General features: G+C 38.1%; 22 protein-coding genes. All 22 read right to left on the bottom strand.

Annotated features, from left to right (window positions below; genetic code table 11):
* Nucleotides 1-36: 36 nt before the first annotated feature.
* Nucleotides 37-1,182 (bottom strand): 1-deoxy-D-xylulose-5-phosphate reductoisomerase, encoded by a 1,146-nt coding sequence (dxr, locus tag AC07YC_RS02560; protein ID WP_336634330.1) that lies wholly within the window; start codon nucleotides 1,180-1,182, stop codon nucleotides 37-39.
* A gap of 50 nt (nucleotides 1,183-1,232) precedes the next feature.
* Entirely contained in the window at nucleotides 1,233-2,033 is an 801-nt protein-coding gene (locus AC07YC_RS02565) for a phosphatidate cytidylyltransferase (RefSeq protein ID WP_494918297.1), read from the bottom strand.
* Entirely contained in the window at nucleotides 2,030-2,824 is a 795-nt protein-coding gene (gene uppS / locus AC07YC_RS02570) for an undecaprenyl pyrophosphate synthase (protein WP_008181400.1), read from the bottom strand. Before uppS ends, AC07YC_RS02565 begins: the two co-directional genes overlap by 4 nt.
* Before the next feature lie 315 nt (nucleotides 2,825-3,139).
* Nucleotides 3,140-3,697, bottom strand: coding sequence for a ribosome recycling factor (gene frr / locus AC07YC_RS02575; RefSeq protein ID WP_025113959.1), 558 nt, complete (start codon nucleotides 3,695-3,697; stop codon nucleotides 3,140-3,142).
* Nucleotides 3,697-4,422: a UMP kinase gene (pyrH, locus tag AC07YC_RS02580; RefSeq protein ID WP_008181404.1), complete on the bottom strand. Its 726-nt coding sequence runs from the start codon at nucleotides 4,420-4,422 to the stop codon at nucleotides 3,697-3,699. The genes frr and pyrH overlap by 1 nt, the downstream gene beginning before the upstream one ends.
* A gap of 215 nt (nucleotides 4,423-4,637) precedes the next feature.
* Nucleotides 4,638-5,525: a translation elongation factor Ts gene (gene tsf, locus AC07YC_RS02585; protein ID WP_494918298.1), complete on the bottom strand. Its 888-nt coding sequence runs from the start codon at nucleotides 5,523-5,525 to the stop codon at nucleotides 4,638-4,640.
* A gap of 102 nt (nucleotides 5,526-5,627) precedes the next feature.
* Nucleotides 5,628-6,347 (bottom strand): 30S ribosomal protein S2, encoded by a 720-nt coding sequence (gene rpsB / locus AC07YC_RS02590; RefSeq protein ID WP_004269262.1) that lies wholly within the window; start codon nucleotides 6,345-6,347, stop codon nucleotides 5,628-5,630.
* A 156-nt stretch (nucleotides 6,348-6,503) separates the two neighbouring features.
* A complete protein-coding gene (locus tag AC07YC_RS02595; protein WP_494918299.1) occupies nucleotides 6,504-7,079 on the bottom strand; it encodes a hypothetical protein in 576 nt (191 codons plus the stop codon).
* A gap of 9 nt (nucleotides 7,080-7,088) precedes the next feature.
* Nucleotides 7,089-7,397 (bottom strand): hypothetical protein, encoded by a 309-nt coding sequence (locus tag AC07YC_RS02600; RefSeq protein ID WP_008180718.1) that lies wholly within the window; start codon nucleotides 7,395-7,397, stop codon nucleotides 7,089-7,091.
* A gap of 23 nt (nucleotides 7,398-7,420) precedes the next feature.
* Entirely contained in the window at nucleotides 7,421-8,191 is a 771-nt protein-coding gene (locus AC07YC_RS02605) for a FliA/WhiG family RNA polymerase sigma factor (RefSeq protein WP_008180720.1), read from the bottom strand.
* Nucleotides 8,192-8,773: 582 nt separating this feature from the next.
* Nucleotides 8,774-9,994: an amidohydrolase gene (locus tag AC07YC_RS02610; RefSeq protein ID WP_494918300.1), complete on the bottom strand. Its 1,221-nt coding sequence runs from the start codon at nucleotides 9,992-9,994 to the stop codon at nucleotides 8,774-8,776.
* A 28-nt stretch (nucleotides 9,995-10,022) separates the two neighbouring features.
* Nucleotides 10,023-11,246 carry an amidohydrolase gene (locus tag AC07YC_RS02615; RefSeq protein ID WP_494918302.1) on the bottom strand — a complete coding sequence of 408 codons (1,224 nt, stop codon included), beginning with the start codon at nucleotides 11,244-11,246 and terminating at the stop codon, nucleotides 10,023-10,025.
* Between the two features lie 14 nt (nucleotides 11,247-11,260).
* On the bottom strand, nucleotides 11,261-11,659 hold the full coding sequence (locus AC07YC_RS02620) for a nucleoside deaminase (protein WP_494918303.1): 399 nt from the start codon (nucleotides 11,657-11,659) through the stop codon (nucleotides 11,261-11,263).
* A gap of 431 nt (nucleotides 11,660-12,090) precedes the next feature.
* Nucleotides 12,091-12,423 carry a hypothetical protein gene (locus AC07YC_RS02625; RefSeq protein WP_494918304.1) on the bottom strand — a complete coding sequence of 111 codons (333 nt, stop codon included), beginning with the start codon at nucleotides 12,421-12,423 and terminating at the stop codon, nucleotides 12,091-12,093.
* Between the two features lie 38 nt (nucleotides 12,424-12,461).
* Nucleotides 12,462-12,968 carry a chemotaxis protein CheD gene (locus AC07YC_RS02630; protein WP_008180730.1) on the bottom strand — a complete coding sequence of 169 codons (507 nt, stop codon included), beginning with the start codon at nucleotides 12,966-12,968 and terminating at the stop codon, nucleotides 12,462-12,464.
* Nucleotides 12,968-13,600: a chemotaxis protein CheC gene (locus tag AC07YC_RS02635; RefSeq protein WP_336634339.1), complete on the bottom strand. Its 633-nt coding sequence runs from the start codon at nucleotides 13,598-13,600 to the stop codon at nucleotides 12,968-12,970. The genes AC07YC_RS02630 and AC07YC_RS02635 overlap by 1 nt, the downstream gene beginning before the upstream one ends.
* A gap of 9 nt (nucleotides 13,601-13,609) precedes the next feature.
* Nucleotides 13,610-14,056: a chemotaxis protein CheW gene (locus AC07YC_RS02640; protein ID WP_336634340.1), complete on the bottom strand. Its 447-nt coding sequence runs from the start codon at nucleotides 14,054-14,056 to the stop codon at nucleotides 13,610-13,612.
* Nucleotides 14,057-14,083: 27 nt separating this feature from the next.
* Complete coding sequence (locus tag AC07YC_RS02645) at nucleotides 14,084-16,156, bottom strand: chemotaxis protein CheW (RefSeq protein WP_494918305.1); 2,073 nt, start codon at nucleotides 16,154-16,156, stop codon at nucleotides 14,084-14,086.
* A gap of 15 nt (nucleotides 16,157-16,171) precedes the next feature.
* The gene (locus tag AC07YC_RS02650; protein ID WP_008180738.1) at nucleotides 16,172-17,326 is read right to left on the bottom strand and encodes a protein-glutamate methylesterase/protein-glutamine glutaminase; all 1,155 of its coding nucleotides are present in this window, start codon (nucleotides 17,324-17,326) and stop codon (nucleotides 16,172-16,174) included.
* Nucleotides 17,327-18,202, bottom strand: a complete 876-nt coding sequence (locus tag AC07YC_RS02655; RefSeq protein ID WP_336634342.1) for a MinD/ParA family protein — start codon at nucleotides 18,200-18,202, stop codon at nucleotides 17,327-17,329.
* The gene (gene flhF / locus AC07YC_RS02660; protein ID WP_494918306.1) at nucleotides 18,199-19,395 is read right to left on the bottom strand and encodes a flagellar biosynthesis GTPase FlhF; all 1,197 of its coding nucleotides are present in this window, start codon (nucleotides 19,393-19,395) and stop codon (nucleotides 18,199-18,201) included. Before flhF ends, AC07YC_RS02655 begins: the two co-directional genes overlap by 4 nt.
* Complete coding sequence (flhA, locus tag AC07YC_RS02665) at nucleotides 19,395-21,425, bottom strand: flagellar biosynthesis protein FlhA (RefSeq protein ID WP_494918307.1); 2,031 nt, start codon at nucleotides 21,423-21,425, stop codon at nucleotides 19,395-19,397. Before flhA ends, flhF begins: the two co-directional genes overlap by 1 nt.
* Nucleotide 21,426 lies beyond the last annotated feature (1 nt).

Consider the following 21,426-nt stretch of genomic DNA (forward strand, 5'->3'; position numbering starts at 1 on the left):
CTTTAAAAGCGATTAGTTAACGATATATAGCTCTCGTTATTTTACCATGTCTAACACTATTTTTCTTGTTTCACTGTCCACCTGTAAAATCGTTTGTAAATCTGGTATTGCAATGTTTTGGTGTGCTTGCATCACACGTTCAATTGTCTCATCGATTTGAAGGAATGTTATTTTCCCTTGTAAAAAAGCTGCAACTGCTGCTTCGTTCGCTGCATTCATGGCAGTTAAAATGGTACCACCAGTACGGCCAGCCTCATATGCTAATCGCAATGCTGGGTAACGTTCAAAGTCCATTTCTTGAAAATGTAGCTGACCAATTTGCGCTAAATTCAATCGCTGACCATTATGTAACGGGATTCGATCAGGGTAACTTAAGGCATATTGGATAGGAACGCGCATATCTGGTGTACCTAATTGAGCAATCACACTAGTATCATGATACTCAACTAGAGAGTGAATAATACTTTCTCTATGCAAAAGTACATCTATTTTTTCATATGGCATATCAAATAAAACATGCGCTTCAATAACTTCTAACCCTTTATTCATCATTGTGGCAGAATCTATTGTAATTTTTGCACCCATCGACCAATTCGGATGATTCAGTGCGTCAGCGACAGTGACATGTTTTAATTGGTCCCTCGTTTTATCACGGAAGCTACCACCTGAAGCAGTAATAATTAAACGTTCCATATTTTTTGGGTTTTCACCATTCATCGATTGGAAGATAGCGGAATGCTCACTATCAACAGGCAAAATAGTTGCGTTGTATTTTTTCGCTTCAGCCATTACTAAATGTCCAGCTGTCACAAGTGTTTCTTTATTAGCAATAGCAATTGTCTTGCCCATTCGAATGGCTGCTAAAGTGGATTCCAGCCCAACACTTCCGAGTACAGCATTGACAAGAACCGTCGAATCTGGATGTGTAGCAACCTCCACTAAGCCTTTTGCGCCAAATGTAAAGTGAATTGTCGGATACTCCTTAGCAAGCAGCAGCGCATCTTCTTCTAGCTGTACAGAAACTAATTCAGGCTTTAAGTTATCAATCATTTCTCGCGTTTTCTCTATATTTTTCCCTGAAGAGAAAGCTACTAATTGAAAAGCTTCACGCTGTTCTTTTAAAATATCGTAGGTTTGCCAACCGATTGAACCAGTTGCACCTAATAAACTAATCTTTTTCACAACACATTGTCCCCTTTTTCTATCTAAGCAAATGTATGAATAGATTCGGATTAATTACCAAATAAATGTAAAAAATGAAGCAAAGGCACGACGAACAATAGACTATCGAAGCGATCTAATATCCCGCCATGCCCTGGTAAAATATTACCTGAGTCCTTTACATCAAAATGACGCTTAATAGCAGATTCTACCAAGTCGCCCATCTGACCAATAATGGAAGCGACAATTGTTACGACTACAAGTGATATATAACCATTTGCGAATGGGTAAATGAGTTGCATACCAATAGCGAAAATGACAGCAATGACAATTCCACCGATGAAGCCCTCAATCGTTTTCTTTGGTGAGATTTCAGGCCATAACTTATTCTTACCAAATTTTCTTCCGACAAAATAGGCACCTGAATCCGTTGTCCAAACGACTAATAAACAATAGACAACGTACTCTAAGCCTACATTCCTTGTTTCAATTAAGTAATGGAACCCTAAGCCTACATAAAATGCACCTAATAAAATAAAACCAACTTCATCAAAGGTTATTTTATTTTTTACTAAAACGACGTAAATCAGGAGTAACATCATTAGACCATAGACTACCATTAAATTAGACGAATAGCCTATTAAATCTACAACCTTTTCACTCCAGTCCTTCGGTATGACAAGTAAAATTAAAGTGACCAACCCTAAGAAGCCAGGCACAGAAAAAATCGAAATACCTTTCATCTTAAGTATTTCATAAAAACCGACAATAGCCATTGCTAGCACAAGTATGGCAAATGGTACTTTTCCATAAATAACGAATGGAATGAAAAGTGCTGCTGCAATTATTGCGGTAATAATTCGTTGTTTCAAGTTGTTTCTTCTCCCTTCAACCCACCATAACGGCGATTACGCTTTTGATAGTTTTCCACCGCTTCCAGTAAGGTTTCCTCACTAAAATCTGGCCACAATGTATCTGTAAACCAAAATTCTGTATAGGCAAGCTGCCAAAGCATAAAGTTACTTAAGCGTACTTCACCACTTGTACGAATTAATAAATCCGGTTCAGGCAAATGGGCCGTCATTAAATGAGACGTTAAGCATTCTTCTGTTAGGTCTTGCATTGTTAATTGACCGTCCTGCACTTTTTGAAGCATCATTTTCATGGCATTAACCATCTCTGAACGACTTCCATAATTCAGCGCAAAATTTAAAATAAGGCCTGTATTATGCTTCGTTTCTTCCATTGCCTCATACAACGCTTTTTGTGTATGGGCAGGTAATAAAGATGGATCCCCAATCATTTCGACACGTACATTGCGTTCCATCATCTCGGGTAAAAAGGAACCTAAAAACTCGACTGGTAGCCGCATGAGAAAATCTACTTCAGGTTTTGGGCGTTTCCAGTTTTCAGTGGAAAAGGCATATACGGTTAATACCTTTATGCCTAAATCCGACGCAAATCTCGTGACTTTACGTACTGTTTTCATTCCCTCATGATGACCAGCAACACGTGGCATAGCTCGTTTTTTTGCCCAACGTCCATTTCCGTCCATAATAATCGCTACATGGGCAGGAATCGGCTCGCTTTTAGTTAGGGCCACACGCTCCTCCAATGATAGTGTATCCATATTTATTTGTTTACCTAATAGCTTTTTAAACATGCTAACTCCCCCACTACAACTAATCGGACGTATACTAACCTATCATAACAAACAAAAGCGCTTTTTGTCTTTTTTTTCCCCTCTAAATTGACTATGTATGTACTAGCGTATTTTAGAACTATACACATTCTTAAAGAATAAGTTTGTTAAAAAATGTATCAATATTTATGTGATGCATAACATCGTATATTTCATCTAAGCTTTTCTCTTTGATTCAGCTCATATTCGAACGGTAAAGAGAAAAGACGTCCTGTAAAGTATAGGACGCCTTCATCTCATCAAAAAGTTCCATCATAGACATGTAAAACGTTTGTTTTACACCTCTAAAATTTCTTTTTCTTTATCTTTCGTTACTTGATCCACTTTGACAATGAATTCATCTGTCAATTTTTGAATATCATCACCATAGCCACGTAGATCGTCTTCTGTGATTTCGCCAGCTTTTTCAAGTTTTTTCAAATCATCATTCGCATCACGACGTACATTACGTACAGCAATTTTTGCGTCTTCTGCTTCTTTTTTCACTTGCTTCACTAAATCTTTACGACGCTCTTCAGTAAGAGCAGGGATCATTAAGCGAATGATAGAGCCATCATTTGTTGGTGTAATACCGATATCAGATTTCATAATTGCTTTTTCAATTTCACCTAAAATTGTTTTATCGTAAGGTGTAATTACTAATAAACGAGCTTCTGGTACAGAAACACCCGCAAGTTGATTGATTGGTGTTGGAGCTCCATAATAATCAACCATAATGCGATCTAATAATGATGCGTTTGCACGACCTGCACGAATTGAAGATAGTTCACGTGAGAAAGCTGCAATTGTTTTGTTCATTTTATCTTTTGCTTGTTCTAATACTTGTTTTGCCATTATGCATTCCTCCTAACAACTGTTCCGATTTTTTCGCCTAGTACAGCACGTTTAATATTGCCTTGTTCCGTAATTGAGAAAACAATTAGTGGAATATCGTTATCCATACATAGGGTAGAAGCTGTTGAATCCATTACTTGTAAGCCTTGTTGGATAACGTCTAAGTATGTGAGTGTATCATATTTAACGGCTGTTTGATCCACTTTTGGATCTGCAGAATAAACGCCATCAACATTGTTTTTAGCCATTAAAATCGCATCTGCATCAATTTCTGCTGCACGTAATGCCGCTGTCGTATCAGTTGAGAAGAACGGATTACCTGTCCCTGCTGCAAAGATAACGACACGCTTTTTCTCAAGATGTCTAACTGCTTTACGACGAATGTATGGCTCCGCTACTTGAGTCATCACGATAGAAGATTGAACACGTGTTTCAATGCCTAATTTTTCAAGAGCATCTTGTAACGCTAGGGAATTCATGACTGTTGCAAGCATGCCCATATAGTCAGCTGCAGCACGATCCATCCCCATTTCACTACCTATTTTTCCACGCCATATGTTACCGCCACCTACAACAACAGCAACTTCTACATCAAGATCCACTACTTCTTTTACTTCTTCTGCAACAGACTTGATTATTTTTGGTGATAAACCGAAGCCCGCTTCTCCAGCTAACGCTTCACCACTTAGTTTAATAACTACTCGTTTATATTGCGGTACACTCATTGTAAACCTCCGTAAGACTTTATTTAAAAAATCTCTATTCCCTTTTCCATTATAGTATATCTAACCATAATTGCTAGTTGTGAATAAGGCAGAATAGAAAATTCTATTGCTATTTTCGTTCATTTCGGAAAAATAGGGAACACGCTATGTTGTGTTCCCCATTTTTTGTCTAGAAAATCTAGATATTATTTGATTAGGATCAAATGCCCGCTAAATTAGTTACCTTTAACTTGGCTCATTACTTCTTCTGCAAAGTTATCTTCACGTTTTTCGATACCTTCACCAACAGCGTAACGTACAAAGCCGTTTACTGAACCACCAGTAGAAGCTACGAAATCACGTACTTTTTGATCAGAGTTTTTAACGAATGATTGATCAAGTAGGCAAACATCTTCGAAATATTTACCAAGACGACCTTCAACCATTTTAGCAACGATGTTTTCTGGTTTACCTTCGTTAAGAGCTTGCTCAGTTAATACTTTACGCTCACGTTCTACTTCTTCAGCAGAAACTTCATCACGAGAAACATAAGTTGGGTTGATAGCAGCAATGTGCATTGCTACATCTTTAGCTGCTGATGCATCAGTAGAACCTTCTAAAGTTACTAATACTCCAATGCGGCCGCCCATGTGTAAGTAAGCGCCGAATGAATCTGCATCAGTTTTTGTTTTGATTTCAAAACGACGAAGTGTGATTTTTTCACCAATTGTTGCTACAGCTGTAGAAATTTGATCTTCAATTTTTACACCTTCAGCATTTGTAAGCTCTAGTGCAGCTTCAACTGATGCTGGTTTAGCAGTAAGTAATTGCTCTGCTAAAGATGAAACTAATACTTGGAATTTGTCGTTTTTTGCAACGAAGTCAGTTTCAGCGTTAACTTCAATAATGATTGCTTCATTACCTTGTTCTAAAATGTAAGTTGTACCTTCCGCAGCGATACGGTCAGCTTTTTTAGCAGCTGAAGAAAGACCTTTTTCACGTAGGAAATCGATTGCAGCTTCTAGATTACCATCAGTTTGTACTAGTGCTTTTTTACAATCCATCATACCAGCGCCAGTTTTTTCACGTAATTCTTTTACTAATTGTGCAGTAATGTTTGCCATTTAGTGTTTCCTCCTCAAATTGTTTGAACATAGTTTTAATGATAGGTTCTAAAAAAGGTGATAAGGGTTTTGAGCCACTTATCACCTTTTTGTAAACGTGAATTACTCAGCAGCAGCTTCTACAGCTGGAGCTTCTTCTTCACCTTGTTTTGACTCGATTAAAGCGTCAGCCATTTTAGCAGTTAAAAGCTTAACAGCGCGAATAGCATCATCATTAGCAGGGATTACGTAGTCGATTTCATCTGGGTCACAGTTTGTATCAACAATACCTACTAGAGGGATGTTTAATTTACGAGCTTCAGCAACCGCAATACGTTCTTTACGTGGGTCAACCACGAACATTACGTCTGGAAGATCGTGCATATCACGGATACCGCCTAAGAATTTGATTAGACGTTCGTGTTCTTTTTTAAGTTGGATTACTTCTTTTTTAGGAAGAACTTCGAAAGTACCTTCTTCTTCCATTTTTTCGATTTGTTTCATACGTGCAACACGTTTTTGAATTGTACCGAAGTTAGTAAGAGTACCACCTAACCAACGTTGGTTGATGTAGTAGTTGCCTGAACGTTCAGCTTCATCTTTGATCGCTTCTTGTGCTTGTTTTTTCGTACCAACGAAAAGAACTTTACCACCGTCTTGACCAACTTGACGCATGAAGTCATAAGCTTCCTCTAATTTTTTAACTGTTTTTTGTAAGTCGATGATGTAGATCCCGTTACGTTCTACGAAGATATATTTCTTCATTTTTGGGTTCCAACGACGAGTTTGGTGACCGAAATGTACACCAGCTTCAAGTAATTGTTTCATAGAAATTACTGACATGTGAATTTCCTCCTAGTATGTTTGGTTTTTATCCTCCGCATTTATCTCTTGCAACAAGCTACCCTAATCTTAGAGCACCACTTACTACATCAAAATGCGTGTGTAGTAATAACACCATTTGCAACTATATCATAGCTTTTGCCGGTTAGCAACAATTTAGTGATGAAATTTCAGTAAAAGCTCGATTTCTGTTTTTCCCTTTTGCAGCTGTTTCGCTATTTCTTCAGTTGATTTACCCTGCTTTGCTAAATTTAATGCCTGTTGCTCGATTGTAAGCTCTTTAACCTGTTCCTTTTGCTCTACTTTCAAAGGCGTTGGTGAGGATACTGCTGTCGCCGTTGTCTGTTGCTGACGCGAATAAGCATTGGCTACTATATTTTTAGGTACATAGATACGAGCATCTTTATCTAAGCTTGATGGACTGTCATTTTTCAGTACTTGCTCTGCGGGCGAAGGAGCCTGCTCCTGTTGAGGCTCTTTGCTTACGGTTTTTTGAACGCGAGTCGCCGCTAAGTCTGATGATGAGACATTTTGTAGCTCCTTAATAAGACGGTCGTTTTCATCTTTCATTTCTGTTAAATAGACACTAATAGTATCGTCCATTTCACTCATTAAGCGTTCTTGCTTCTTTTCTAAATCCTTAAATTTTGCTAACTTAGTATTTAAAATAATAAGGAAGTAAAATGTAAGTAGCTGTAAAAAGAATAGTACCGCTATTAGTATGGTTGTCATTATAAGCTCCTATCCACTAAAATCCACGAAATTGCCTTTAAACGGATGTTGTGCCTGTTTTTCTTGTTGATCCTGTTGCTTTTTCTTCTTTTTGTAAGGATCCGTTAAGTATTCGCCACCTGCATCTTCATCCTCACTTATTTCATCCATACCTTCTGATGTATTTACAATTTTTTGCTTGCGCTCTATTTCCTTTTTTAACGCTTCATTCGCATGTGCTTGTTGAGCTAAAGCTTGTTGCTGTACTTGATCAGCCATTTTCCCAGCTTCAAATGTTTTAGGAATCGCAATTTGCAATTCAACCCCTTTTAAACTCATCGGAATCTCTCCCTCAAGGATATTTACGCATTCATCATTTCGCTAGATAATAATTTACGTAATTTTAAAAGCGCTTTGGAATGGATTTGAGAAATACGTGATGTCGATAATTCAAGCATTTCACCAATTTCAGTCAGCGTCAGTTCCTCCGTGTAAAATAAACTTAGAACCAACTGTTCCTTTTCATTTAGCTTCTGAATATTTTCTGCTAAATCATCTAGTAATTCAGATTTAACCACCGATTGTTCAGGAGTTTTTGTCGTATCATCTCGTATGACAAACGACTTTCCATCTACCTCTTCTTGGTCTTGTTGTTCATTAATGGAAAGAACATTGGAAAAAAAATGCTCTTGTACTGTCTGATAGACGTCTTCCACAGGTACTTCCATATGCTTTGCAAGTTCCTCAGGTGTCACATGACGCATATATTTTTGCTCTAATTGCTCAATCTGAGCATCCAATTTTTTGGCTTTTTCTCGCGCTGAGCGTGGTAGCCAATCTTCCTTACGAAGCCCATCTATAATGGCTCCCCTTACTCTAAATGAAGCATATGTATCGAATTTCAAATCTCTATTAATATCAAATTTATTTAATGCATCAAAAAGCCCTATCATACCTAAGCTCGTTAAATCGTCTCGCGATACACTCTTTGGTAATCCCGCACTAATACGTTGAACATGGTAAGATACTAAAGAAATATATTTTTTTATGAGTAAATCACCAGCATCTGGATCACGCTCATGTATCCAGCGATTCCACAGTTTTTGCTCATCGTTCAGAATTGGTTGTGTCATGAAATCCACCTCTCTAAAAAACGCCTTTACGCGCCCGTTTGCTACTGACTACTTGCGCTCATAAAACTTTTCTTTCATCAGGATTTCTCCATAGTTTTTTTAAAAAATCCATATCCTATTTACTCTTACTATTACCGAACAGAGTAAATAAATGGATAAACTATTGCCATCTTTCCTACTATTATAACAAAAATCGACTATAATTTCATTTGTTTCTGTTCGTCTCTCTTTATTTTGTACAAACAAATTAAAACTGTACCCTAGCTATACATTAACCTAGGATACAGTTTTAAAATATGTCTAAATTATTAAGCTTTTACTTTTTAATTTTGGTAGGTTTTTTTGTAGGAATTATGAATCTTATATAGCGTGCTTTTGCTCATTCTTCACCTAGGCAACTAGGTATAAATACACCTAACAAAGTTGCATTCTCACCATTTGTCCACAATAATTCAAATCATCTCCTATCGAACTAACTGATACTAGTTCAAATCTGACCTTTTTTTCTTCATCTTTTTTAGCATAAAAAAGGATGGCTATTTGACCGAAGTCAAACAGTACCACCCTCTTGAAGCTATTGCTTTAAATCGAACTAAAAACCATTTTACCATTAAAGATGGTTGCCTTACGTTGACCTTTGCGGGCGATTGCTTCAGCAGCGCAAGAAGCATCCACTAAAACTAGATTGGCACTATCTCCAACCTTTGGCCAGATTTGTTCACCTGCTTGATTCAGCGTTGTTTTCCCACCTGTAATAAATTGCAAGGTTTGCGCTAATGAATATTCATCTCTCCACCCTGAACTATTAGCTAAACGACCTGCTCTTTCTAAAAGATTTCCGTTTCCAAATGGTGACCAAACATCAAAAATATTATCACAACCTATTGCAACGGGTACCCCTTTGCTATGTAATAATCCAACTGGAGGAAACTTTCTGCGAATAGGTACACTAGTCACTATCGTAATCCCTGCATCTCTTAATATGTCAGCCATTTCTTCTGCTTCAGCTCGTGCAACATCTCCAAGTCCGAATGCATGACTTATCGCCACTTTACCTTGCAGACCAGCCTCCTTCGTTAATTGAGCTAATCTTTTCATTGTAAAGGTACCCAATTGATCTGGGTCATGTAAATGCAAATCAATCCCAGCATTTCCCTCCACAGCGAGCTCCACCATTTGTTGTAAGGATGCCTCAATATCGCCATCCACAGTAGCTGGATCAACACCACCTACTAAGCCTACGCCCATACGAAGGGCTTCTCTGATAATATTGGTCGCCTTCGTTCGCAATAATCCATGCTGTGGAAAGGCTACGATTTCATATGACAACTTTCCTTCAAAAGTTTGTAAAGCCTTTTGAACTTCCTCTAAATTTTTTAAGCCCACCTCGGGATACAAATCCACATGGGTACGAACATGAGTAACCCCAGACTGTACATAACGTGAAAGCAACTCTTCTGCGCGTTGTTGTGTAGTGGTATGTAAAGTAGGAAGAACCTTTTTTTCTATTTCCAGACGTTCAAAAATATTGTTCACAGGTGTGACAGCACGCCACTGATCGCCTAAAAGTGTTTTATCCAAATGACAATGTTTTTCGATGAAAGATGGTAGCGCTAACAGTTGCTTCATATCTTTTTTAGGGAAATGATCATTCAATTGCATTTTTGCCGAAACGATATCTGCAATTATCCCATCCTTTATGAGGAGATGTGAGCAGGCCGTCCCTGTCTGTGCAACCATACCATTTTCAACATGATAGCCTGTTTCAAGTCGTACATTGGTTAACCAAAAAGTAGCATGCATTTTACATGTATCCTTTCTATTTTCAATTTTAAAGTTCACCAGAAACTATTTTTCCTTTAAAGAGTACTGCCACTCTTTTCGCCCTTCTAGCCACCGCTTCTGCCGAACAAGTTGCTTTAACAAAAACAATATTTGCTTCATCTCCAACATTCGGCCATATCTGATGACCATCCTTATTTAGAGGTGTAATACCACCTGTAATGTACTTTAGGCTTTGAGCAAGTGAACGCTCATCACTTAAACCAAATCGTTCTGCAAGTGTTCCTGCTTTTTCTAGACTATCCCCTTGGCCGAATGGTGACCAATGGTCGGTAATACTATCATCGCCAAGTGATATGTTTACCCCTTTATGATCTAAGAGAGGAATAGGGATAGTGTGCTCAATTGGTACAGTAGAAGTAATAGCTATGCCAAGATGTGCAAGTAATTCTGCTACTTCACTCGCTTCACTAGTAGAAATATCTGCAAGAGCCATGGCATGACTAATTGTCACTCTCCCTTGCCAACCAGCTGCCTCCGTTAATGCTGCTAGTCGTTTAAACGTAAAAATGCCGAGATGGCCAGGATCATGAATATGAAGGTCTATATCTGCATTTGCTTCTACCGCTAATTCCATCACAGTTTGTAATGATTTCTCAATATTTTCATCAATTGTTGCTGGATCAACACCTCCTACGAGAGATGCCCCGTTACGCAATGCTTCTCTTACTAAAGAAACCGAATCACTACGTAATAACCCATGCTGCGGGAATGCTACAATCTCCATAGCAACTTTATCTTTGTAAGCCTCTTTTGCTCTTAAGACTGCCTCTAAATTTTTCAAACCGATAAACGGGTCAATATTACAATGCGTACGAATATGTGTGGAGCCTGCATTTAATAGTAGGTCTATTAGTTTTTTTGCTCTTTCCTCTGTCACCGGTAATAAACTAGGAAGGAGTAATTCTTCCTCTTTTAATCTAGTTATAAGACCCTCTGTTGGAATGGTAGGTGCTTTCCATGGCCCCCCAAAATATGTTTTATCAAGATGAATATGCATATCCCTAAAAGATGGTAGCATGAGGTAGCCTTGTGCATCCAATTGAGGTAAATCCGTCTCTAGTGGTTGATTTCCACGTTTAATTTGCTGTATTACCCCCTTTTCAATTTGTACATTAAAAAGCTCGGTTTGTGTTCCAATAACAGTAGTATGATTGTAATGAAAACCTGTTTCTAGTCGTACGTTAATGAGCCAATATGCTAATGGTGTCATTAGATGAACCTCCTTTATTTTTCTTCAAGCTGAACCATCTGAATATCCCTCTCTCTATGTGGTAAGGACAGCTGATGATAGACATAGTCTTGGCTAGTATTACTAGCATGAAAATAATAGACTGTTGTTAATTTGGCATAATAGATGGCACTTAAACACATCGGACAAGGTTCTGTACTTGCATACATTTCACAGCCTTCGAGATTCATTGTTTGCAAAGTATGGCAAGCTTGGCGGATCGCTTGAATTTCTGCGTGATTCGTCAAATCCTTTGTTTTGGCTACCTCATTAACACCCGAACCAATGATTTGCCCATTTTTTACTACAAGCGCTCCGAATGGCGCACCATGTCCTGATCGTGCATTTTCATTTGCTAAATCAAGCGCTTTTCTCATAAATTCATGTTGATTCATATTCTATTCCTCCTAGTAAAAGCGGATATATCAAGTTAATAGCTGTAATATAAACTGAATGATGTCTAGTAGCCCAATCCTTTTTAACCAATATATCCGGAGTGTGACTATACTAACTTTTGATCTAGTCGACTAGTCATTTCAGCAATCATTACGAGCCTTCTAGACTTAGCGTTGTGGCATCACCATATCATAACCAGAAGATTCAGTCTTTTTTACCTATCCTTTTGAGACATGAATAATGAATCTAGGTTTCCCACTGCCATTTCACATAAAAGAGTTCCTTCATTACTTTTCCCTTATACAAATATGCTAACATGAAGACTACTATATGAATAATATAAAAAAAGTAAATTTCACTTAGGTTTTCCCTATACTAAAGTTGCTTGACTGGCAAAATAAAAAAGAGCCGCTCCTAGCGACTCTCTGTTTTAAGCATTCACTTGTTGTTCTTCTTCTCGATTCATCATCGTTCGAACTACTTGTGCAATCTCCTCTGAGTTCTCATCTTGAAATTCAACGGTTGAATGAGCCGAAGCTGCTTCTTGATTCGTGCCCTCAGGAGTAGTTTGTTCATTTTCTGCTAGTTCACCTTCAATTGCTTCCTCATCTACCTCTGGCGTATACAAAATGTATGCTATTAAAAAACGTACAATATACATTACAAGGAATACAATGATTGCTGTAACAAAAGATCCGATAATGATTCGAAGGGGCGTGTAGGGCTTTAGAAATGTACTAAAAAAATAAATCGTAAAAGCCATTAATGCTCCCCATAAATTATAAAATATGGAACCAAACATTAGATTTCGCTCACTCCTTGGTTAACTGTTCGAATATGTAATGACGATGTGGCAGGATTAAATTCTATCGTTCTACCACTGTTTCCACCAGTATCCTCGGCTACTAAAGGAATTCCATGCCTTTTCAATTCATTTTTGACAGCTTCTACATTACGAGGACCGATGCGCATCGAATCTTTGTCCGAAGTGAATTGAAACATCTGTGCGCCCCCTGCAATTTTTGCCTTTAGTTTAAACTTTTGAACGCCCTCTAATTTTAATAGATCAATCATTGCTGCTATTCCAGAATCTGCAAATTTTGCTACATTGATTGACTCAGATCTTCCCAAGCTTGAATCTGGTAACATCACATGGATTAAACCAGCAATTTTTTTTGACTCATCATATAAAATAACGCCAACACAAGAACCCAGACCAGACGTTCGAATCGTGTTAGGTAGCTTTACTACATCCATTTGTGCAATTCCTACTTTAACCACTTGCCCACTGCTACTGCTTAGCATCATTAGGAAACCCCTAATGCTTTAAAAATAGCATCAAATGAGTCGGGATCTGGTAATAGGAAGAAATGACCTCTTACAGTTTCATGGTCTTCTACACCTTCTTCAAAAATGGATGTATTTATAACAATGACGTTATCACTTACATGTGATAATTCTATTAAACCAATACTTATAATTGCACCAAACATATCAACGCTTAGCCCTGGTACAGTTGGATAAATTTTTAAATTAGTAAAGTCCGATAAGGCAGATAAATAGGAGCCTGATAAAATATTTCCCATTTCTTGCATAGCAGATAATCCTAGTTCAGAAACAGGTCGTTTTTTAAAATCAAATGTTTCATCATAAATGAGACGACGGATAAAACGGTTTGCCTGTTCAATAGGTAGTATAAAGAACATACTTCCTTCTGCATCACCTTCAATGCGAAGGTAAATACCAACAACGACATTTTCTGATCCGCCAGCCAATTCCATCATATCGTTAAAGGACACCATTTCTACCTTTGGGACACGCATATCAATTTTTTTCCCAAGTAAATTGGAAAGTGCTGTCGCGGCATGCGCAGCACCAATATTGCCAATTTCCTTTAATACATCTAAATGTAGCGAGGTAATCTTTTGATTATATGTCATGATCGATCCCTACTTTAGTGGATTTAATACTTTTTCTAAATGTAATAAGATTAATAATCGTTTTTCTACTTTAGCAACACCTGAAATAAATTCTTCCTCAAGGGAACCAACAACTTCTGGTTGTGGTTCAATCGCACTTGCAGGAATATCAATTACATCGTTTGCTGAATCAACAACAAAGCCTACTTCCATATCTTCTAGTGAGATAATGATAATGCGAGTTGTTTCCTCATGTTCAGAAACAGGTAATTCAAAGCGTTCACGTAAATCTACAATCGGCGTTACGACACCACGAAGATTAATAACACCTTTTACATACTTCGCCGTTTTTGGTACGCGCGTAATATGCATTAGCTTTTCTATACCTTGAACATGGGACACCGGAATAGCATATTCTTTATTCGCTAGTTGAAATACAATTACTTTAATACTTTCTTGTTCCACTGCGTTTGTCATCTTTTACACCTCTCTTATTCATTCACCTTATTTTATTAATGCGTTACAATCTACAATTAAGGCTACTTTACCATTTCCTAAAATAGTTGCACCTGAAATAGCAAAAATATTTGTTAAGTAATTTCCTAAAGACTTCAAGACAATTTCTTGTTGTCCGATGAAGGAATCCACCACTAAACCAGCAAGTTTTTCACCTTTACGAACAATAACTACTGAATGGAATTCTTCATCTTGCGACTCTGTACGAGGTACTTCAAAGATTTCCTCTAAGAATACCAATGGTACAACCTTGCCACGGAAGTCGATTACTTTTTGATTATGCGCATTCATAATCTCCGATGAACGGATAATTGATGTTTCAATAATAGATGATAATGGAATTGCATAAATTTCCTTTTCAATTTCCACGAGCATGACAGAAATAATCGATAATGTTAGTGGTAATTGGATAGAAAAGATGGAGCCAACATCTTGTGTGGATTCAATTGAAATATTACCACCAAGTGATTCAATTGTTGTTTTAACAACATCTAACCCTACTCCACGGCCAGATACATCCGAAATGACATCTGCAGTCGAGAAGCCTGAAGCTAAAATAAGCTCATTGATTTGATTATCAGACATTGAATAAGACTGTTCTTGTGTCACAATGCCTTTTGCAATTGCTTTCGCTAGTACTTTATCACGATTAATTCCTGCACCATCGTCTTCAATTTCAATAAAGACATAGTTTCCACTATGGTAAGCACGTAGGACAACCGTTCCTTCTTCCGGTTTGCCTTTTGCACGACGAGATGTTGGGTTTTCAATGCCATGGTCCACAGAATTTCGGATTAAGTGAACAAGTGGATCACCAATTTCATCGATCACTGTACGATCTAGTTCTGTTTCAGCACCAATGATTTCAAGATTAATTTTCTTATTTAAATCTCGTGATAGCTGACGAATCATTTTTGGGAAGCGGTTGAATACAGTTTCAACTGGCACCATGCGCATTGTTAAAATAATGGTTTGCAGGTCACCCATTACACGGCTCATTCGCTCCACAGTTTCGTTTAGCTCACCATGGTTTACTTCTGTGGCAATTGATTGTAATCGTCCACGGTCAATAACGAGTTCTTCAAACAAGTTCATTAAAATATCAAGACGTTCAATATTGACACGAATCGTTTTATTCCCAACAGGCGCGTGATTTTTTTCAGCCTTTGCAGGTGCGGCTGTTTTGGCAGGCTGTGCGGCTGGTTCAGGTTTAGAAGGGACAGTAGCAGGTGTAGACTCTACTTCCGCTACAGCCGATGCAGTTGCAGCTACTTCTTGCTGTGAGTCATACTCTCTTTCACTAAATTTCTTTTGGTCTATTGTTGTGACAACAACTTCTTCAACCTCAGAAACTTTCATGATCTTTTTCTGCATATCTTCTGCTGATTCTTTTGTCACATAGGCTACATAAAACTGTTGATCAAATTGTTCGTCTTCTAGTTTTTCAACAGATGGGCTCGATTTAATAACTTCGCCGTCTTTTTCTAAAATCTCGAAGACCATAAATACACGAGCAGCCTTTAAAAGACAATCTTCTCGTAATTTCACTGAAATTTCATAGGCATGGAAACCTTGTTCAGATGATTGTGCGATAACTGTTTGTTCAAAGCTATCATATTCTAAAACACTTTCCACGCCTGCTGGTTCTGCAACGGTTGCAGCCACCTGAGGTACTGCTTCCTCTCCTAATTCTATGCGCTTAAGTTGAGCAACTGTTGCTGACACATCACGCTTGCCATCTCCACCATTCGCAATATCCATAACCATTTCTTCCAGATGGTCAACAGATTCAAAGACCACATCTAAAATTTCTGGTGTTACGTGGATTTTTTCATTACGAATCGCATCTAACACATTTTCCATTTTATGTGTTAAATCGGCTAAATCTTCAAAACCCATTGTGGCAGACATACCTTTTAAAGTATGGGCAGATCGGAATATTTCCCCAACAATTGCCAAATCATCTGGATTTTTTTCTAATTCTAATAAATGTTCACTACATGCTTGTAAATGCTCTTTACTTTCTTCGATAAACATCTCTAAATATTGATTGACTTCCATAAGAGGACACCCCTTTTAAGGCAAATATTTCATTATTGTTAGTGCTATATCATCTACATCGGCAACTTCATCAATTAGTTGCGTTTCTACCGCTGCTTTTGGCATACCATATACAATGCAAGTTTCTGCTGACTCAGCTATGGCCATAACATTACCGGTCTTTTTCAGTGCTTTTAGTCCATTTGAACCATCATGCCCCATACCTGTCATAATCACTGCTACTTTATCAAAATCCTTATATTGACTAACATCTTCAAACATCACATCTACAGATGGTCTATGGCCTGACCTTGGTGCTTCTTGATTATCAAGAACAATACCAAAAGTTGTCCCTACTTTCCTAAGCTTTAAGTGATAGCCACCTGGGGCAATATAGGCTACCCCATTTTGTAAAATATCGCCTTGTTCAGCCTCCTTCACAACAATTTCACTTAGCTGATCTAGACGAGTAGCGAGTGATTTCGTAAATCCAGCAGGCATATGCTGAACAATGAGAATAGGGGCTTGAATAGACTTAGGAATTTTGGTAATGACCTCCTGAAGCGCACGAGGTCCTCCTGTAGATGTACCTATTAGCACAATCTTTTTACCTGCTTTATTCCATTCTGTTTGCGCCTTTGTTACAGCTACTTTAGTAGCAGTAGCTGTAACAGGAATCGGGATTTGACCATGTTGTTGTAAATCCTTTATTACGGTACTCACTTTTGTCACTGAATCTTGTTGTCGTTTACTACCAGAAGGTTTTTTCAATTTGGATATTGGCACCATTGCAGCTTGCTCTACTTTATGGACAAGCTCACTTTGGATTTTATGTAAATCAAGAGATATTGTTCCGCTTGGCTTTGCGACAAAATCTACAGCGCCACTTTCAATAGCTGCTATAGCATTTTCTGTTCCACGCTGAGTGGTACTAGAGAGCATGATTACAGGAACTGGACATTGTATCATTATTTCTTTTAATGCATCTAGCCCATTCATTTCAGGCATCTCAATATCCATTGTCACAACTGATGGCTTCAATGATTGTATCTTTTTGATTGCATCTTTTCCGTTACGTGCAGTTCCAACTACTTCCACCTTCGAGTTGCCAACAAAAAAGTCACTAATTAGCTTTCTCATAAAAGCAGAATCATCCACAACTAATAGCTTGCTTTTATGTAAAAAGTCCAATTAATCACGCCCTTTCGAAAAAATACTTCTTAGTTTCGTTAAAAATTTCTTTGCTGTCTGATCATGTGCATGTATTTCCTCCACACGATGCTCCATAAAACGAATCACTATGAGTTGTAATGTTTTAGAAATCAGTGCGTCTGGATAAGCAAGTGAAAATGGGACTTGCTCACGCACAGCCTTCCGCACAATCGAATCTTCGGGTAATGAACCGAGTATCGTGACTTCTTTGTCTAAAAAACGTTTCATGGCTAACTTTAAACGCTCGTTTGTTTCGATGCCTTCTTCTTTACTAAATGCACGGTTACAAAGGACATAAAATTGCTTATCAGCATCCCGCATATGAATATATTTCATCATCGAATAGGCATCCGTAATTGCGGTCGGCTCTGCCGTTGAAATAACGATAATTTCGTCTACTGATGTGAGTAAATCTAGCGACCAATTTGTCGCACCCGCCCCCATATCAAATAAAATATAATCATAGTTTTTCTGAAGCTGTTCAAATGCATGAATAAGCTGTTCAAACATCATCTCTGACCAATTAAAAATATTTGTCATACCCGACCCACCAGATATATACCTTAAATCATGGGGTCCCTCAAATATTACCTCATCTAGTAATTTATTTCCTTCTAGGTAATCTTTCAAACTATTGGAAGCACTTTTCCCAATTAATATATGGATATTTCCCATCCCAATATCCATATCTACAATGACAACTTTTTTTCCCTTTTGGGCCAAAGACAAGGCAAAATTCATCGTGAAGTTACTTTTTCCAACCCCGCCTTTGCCACTGACCACTGCAATTGCTCGACCTAAATCGCCTTGCTGTCTCATCATTTTCAAGCGTAATGTTTCAGCTTGGTCTCTCATTTCTCTTCACCTTGAAAAAACAAATTAAGCACTGCTTCTAAATCAGCTTCTTCAATATCTTCTGGTACTTCTTGACCATTCGTATAGTAAGCAAGTCCTTTATTATATTTAATCATTAAATTGAGCATTGTGCCAATAGAATTTGTTTCATCAATTTTCGTGAAGATAAATTTTTCAATTGGTAGCTGATTAAATTGGTCGATAATGTTCGCCATATCCTTTTCTTTTGTAGTCATCGCGAGTACTAAATAGGATTCTACTTGATCATCAAATTTTATGAGACGTTGGAGATCATCTACATACTTGACCTCTTTATAATTTCGACCAGCTGTATCGATAAATACTAAGTCTAAATGCGATAATCTTTGGATAGCTTGTTCGAAATCTGTTGCGTTGTAAGCAATTTCAACAGGTGCCTGTAAAAGGCCCGCATACGTTTTTAGCTGTTCAATGGCTGCGATTCGGTACGTATCTGTCGTAATAAATCCGATCTTCTTCTTCTTTTCTAAAACTGCTCTAGCTGCCATTTTGGCAATCGTCGTTGTTTTACCCACGCCTGTAGGACCTAATACGTTGATATATTTTCTTTCATAGGACAATCCTCCGATAGGAAGGCTTTCTAATCTCTTACGTAGTAAATTTTTCGTGACCATTTTACATTGTGAGAAATTGATTTCTGACGCTTCTTTGAAATGCATAAAAAGCTCATCACCTATCGTTGTGATGAGCTCTTCATTTAGCTCTTGCTGTCTTAAGTATTCAATGAAGGGGAAGAGTTCATCGGGATATTGAGCTTGGGTAGTCTTTTTATGCATCGATTGCATTAAAGATTTTAAATCTGCAATTTCCTTCCTCAATTCTTCAGAAATGCCAGTGTCCTCGTGTTTAACTACATCATGCGATGATTGATCTTGATGAATTTTCACTTGAATCGCATTTGTAATATCTTGTAGTCTCGCATTTTCCTTAGTGGCGATCGGTAATGCTACAGGCGTTGGTACTGGAGCCACTTGATTTGGCTCCACTCCATCTACTCCTGCAACTACCTCAAAACTTTTCTGTTTAATCATACCGAAAAATTTCTTCGTGATGACTACTTTAGAATTCAAAATAACAGCGTCCTCACCTAGTTCTGCACGCACTTGCTTCATAGCCTCTGGTATGGAAGATGCATAATATTTTTTCATTTTCATTAAACATTCACCACCCCAACACTTTGAATTTCAATAGAAGCATCCAATTCATTATATGAAAGAACTGGAATCTGCGGGAAATAACGCTCCGTCAGTTGTCGTAAATACATACGCACACCCGGAGAACATAAAATAATAGCGGATTGTTCCATAAAGGACACACGCTCTATCTCTGCTGCAATTGTCTCTAGTACCGTTTGAGAATCTTGAGGATCCATTGCTAAATAATTTCCGTGATCTGTTTGCTGAATACTATCAGCAACCATTTTTTCTACTTTACCTGAAACTGTAATAACTTTTAATGCCGTACTATCTCCCACATATTGGGCAGTAATTTGACGAGCCAATGATTGACGAACATACTCCGTTAAAATATCTGTATCGCTAGTTACCTTCGCATAGTCTGCTAACGTTTCAAAAATAATGGGTAAATTACGAACAGAAACATTTTCTCGTAGTAGTTTACCAAGAACCTTTTGGATTTCTCCAGTTGATAAAGGTGCCGGTGTCAGCTCTTCTACTAAAATAGGATGGGTTTCACGTAAGTGATCTATTAACTGCTTCGTCTCTTGACGACCTAATAATTCGTGAGCATTCGCACGGATTATTTCAGTTAAATGCGTGGATACCACGCTTGGTGGGTCTACAACCGTGTAGCCATAAATTTCAGCATCCTCTTTCACTTGCTCAGTAATCCATTTAGCTGGTAATCCAAATGATGGCTCCACTGTATCAATTCCTTCAATAGAATCATCATCACCTGGGCTCATCGCTAAATAATGATCTAGTAAAAGCTCGCCTCTTGCCATTTCGTTCCCTTTTATTTTTATTCGATACTCATTTGGTTGAAGCTGAATATTATCTCGAATACGAACAACCGGGATGACAATTCCTAATTCTAGTGCTAACTGTCGACGAATCATAATGACACGATCTAATAAGTCCCCACCTTGAGCAGCATCGACTAACGGAATTAATCCATAACCAAATTCAAATTCGATTGGGTCCACATTTAATAAATTCACAACATTTTCAGGGCTCTTCATGCCATCTGTTGCCACTTCTTCTTCAATTTCAAGTAATTCCTCTTCATCCTCTGGTTTCTTACGTTCCATCATATAAGCCCCAACAATTAGGGAAAGACCTATTGGAAGTGTTACCCAGTTAGGGATTGGTGTAAATAGCCCTAGTAATACTATGGTACCTCCAGCTACATAGAGTAACTTTGCTTGAGCAAATAATTGTCCTGTTATATCTTGACCAAGACTTCCTTTAGAGGAGGCGCGAGTTACCACAATCCCTGTTGCTGTTGAAATAAGCAAGGCAGGAATTTGCGAAACTATACCATCCCCAACGGTTAGCTTAGAAAAATGAGTTGCTGCTTCAGCAAATGGGAGTCCCATTTGTACTACCCCGATGATGATTCCGAATAATAAGTTGATAATAACCATGACCATTGAGGCAATGGCATCCCCTTTTACGAATTTCGTGGCACCATCCATCGCTCCGTAGAAGTCCGCTTCACCGGCTACTTTTTCACGTCGTTCGCGTGCTTCCTTTTCGGAAATTACTCCTGCATTTAAATCAGCATCAATACTCATTTGTTTACCTGGCATCGCATCAAGTGTGAAACGAGCTGCTACTTCAGCTACCCGCTCTGCACCCTTTGTAATAACAATAAACTGAATTAATACTAGAATTAAAAAGACAACTAAACCTACGAGAATATTTCCCCCGACTACGAAATCACCAAACGTTTCTACGACAGAGCCCGCATCCCCAGTTGCTAAGATCGCACGGGTTGTGGAAACACTCAGTCCTAATCGGAATAAGGTTAACAGTAAAATAACCGAAGGAAAAATAGAAAAGTCTAATGCTTCCTTCATACTCATTGCTGTTAGCAGTACAATTAATCCTAATGTAATATTAATGACAATTAAGAAACTTAACATCCACGGAGGAAGAGGGATGATGAGCATCGCAACGATTAAAATAACCGCACCTAAAACCCCAATATCGCGAACTTTCATT

This window comes from Lysinibacillus sp. GW247-5R2A, assembly GCF_059424475.1.

Coding starts and splice junctions, on each gene's coding strand:
- uppS (WP_008181400.1), bottom strand. CDS start 2,824: ATGTTTAAAAAGCTATTAGGTAAACAAATAAATATGGATACACTATCA.
- frr (WP_025113959.1), bottom strand. CDS start 3,697: ATGGCAAAACAAGTATTAGAACAAGCAAAAGATAAAATGAACAAAACA.
- pyrH (WP_008181404.1), bottom strand. CDS start 4,422: ATGAGTGTACCGCAATATAAACGAGTAGTTATTAAACTAAGTGGTGAA.
- tsf (WP_494918298.1), bottom strand. CDS start 5,525: ATGGCAAACATTACTGCACAATTAGTAAAAGAATTACGTGAAAAAACT.
- rpsB (WP_004269262.1), bottom strand. CDS start 6,347: ATGTCAGTAATTTCTATGAAACAATTACTTGAAGCTGGTGTACATTTC.
- AC07YC_RS02595 (WP_494918299.1), bottom strand. CDS start 7,079: ATGACAACCATACTAATAGCGGTACTATTCTTTTTACAGCTACTTACA.
- AC07YC_RS02600 (WP_008180718.1), bottom strand. CDS start 7,397: ATGAGTTTAAAAGGGGTTGAATTGCAAATTGCGATTCCTAAAACATTT.
- AC07YC_RS02605 (WP_008180720.1), bottom strand. CDS start 8,191: ATGACACAACCAATTCTGAACGATGAGCAAAAACTGTGGAATCGCTGG.
- AC07YC_RS02610 (WP_494918300.1), bottom strand. CDS start 9,994: ATGCATGCTACTTTTTGGTTAACCAATGTACGACTTGAAACAGGCTAT.
- AC07YC_RS02615 (WP_494918302.1), bottom strand. CDS start 11,246: ATGACACCATTAGCATATTGGCTCATTAACGTACGACTAGAAACAGGT.
- AC07YC_RS02620 (WP_494918303.1), bottom strand. CDS start 11,659: ATGAATCAACATGAATTTATGAGAAAAGCGCTTGATTTAGCAAATGAA.
- AC07YC_RS02625 (WP_494918304.1), bottom strand. CDS start 12,423: ATGGCTTTTACGATTTATTTTTTTAGTACATTTCTAAAGCCCTACACG.
- AC07YC_RS02630 (WP_008180730.1), bottom strand. CDS start 12,968: ATGATGCTAAGCAGTAGCAGTGGGCAAGTGGTTAAAGTAGGAATTGCA.
- AC07YC_RS02635 (WP_336634339.1), bottom strand. CDS start 13,600: ATGACATATAATCAAAAGATTACCTCGCTACATTTAGATGTATTAAAG.
- AC07YC_RS02640 (WP_336634340.1), bottom strand. CDS start 14,056: ATGACAAACGCAGTGGAACAAGAAAGTATTAAAGTAATTGTATTTCAA.
- AC07YC_RS02645 (WP_494918305.1), bottom strand. CDS start 16,156: ATGGAAGTCAATCAATATTTAGAGATGTTTATCGAAGAAAGTAAAGAG.
- AC07YC_RS02655 (WP_336634342.1), bottom strand. CDS start 18,202: ATGAGAGACCAAGCTGAAACATTACGCTTGAAAATGATGAGACAGCAA.
- flhF (WP_494918306.1), bottom strand. CDS start 19,395: ATGAAAATGAAAAAATATTATGCATCTTCCATACCAGAGGCTATGAAG.
- flhA (WP_494918307.1), bottom strand. CDS start 21,425: ATGAAAGTTCGCGATATTGGGGTTTTAGGTGCGGTTATTTTAATCGTT.